This is a genomic window from Aromatoleum evansii, from assembly GCF_012910805.1.
In the GTDB taxonomy this organism is placed as follows: domain Bacteria; phylum Pseudomonadota; class Gammaproteobacteria; order Burkholderiales; family Rhodocyclaceae; genus Aromatoleum; species Aromatoleum evansii.
On the sequence record NZ_WTVK01000198.1, the window covers coordinates 1 to 473 of the forward strand.

At 67.0% G+C, this 473-nt stretch carries 1 protein-coding gene; it reads left to right on the forward strand.

What is annotated here, in order from left to right; translation table 11 throughout:
• On the forward strand, positions 1 to 473 hold a 473-nt coding region (locus GO615_RS29880), incomplete at both ends, for a hypothetical protein (protein ID WP_211167415.1).

Below are 473 nucleotides of genomic sequence, written 5' to 3' on the forward strand. Positions count from 1 at the left end.
ACGTTGGCGTGCTGCTCGGGCTCGTGCGAGCCAACCGTCCGCTGACGCTCGCGCTGCGCCTCAGCCAACTCATCGCGGTGACGGCGGCAGCTGGCGCGCTCACGCTCATCACGCCCGACATCTGGGTGCTCGCCACGAACTACGGGCCGTGGAGGCTCGGCCTGCTGTCGGTGGTCGCCGTTGTGGCCGTAGCGGTTTCGCTGATCGTCGGGGCGAAGTTGTTGGAACGCCCGCGCCGCAAGGCTGAGCGCGAACAAGTGATGCTCTTCAACGTCGCCACAGCCCTGACGATGACGATCGGCGTCAGCGTCTTCTACCTCGCCGTGTTCCTGCTGGCGCTCGCCGCCGCTTTCCTGCTGCTCGACGGGCGTTCGTTCCAGCAGTTGTCGGATCAGTCGTGGTCGAACGGCAAGATCGTCGAGAGCGCCTGGATGACGGCGTCACTCGCGACGCTGGGCGGCGCTGTCGGAGCA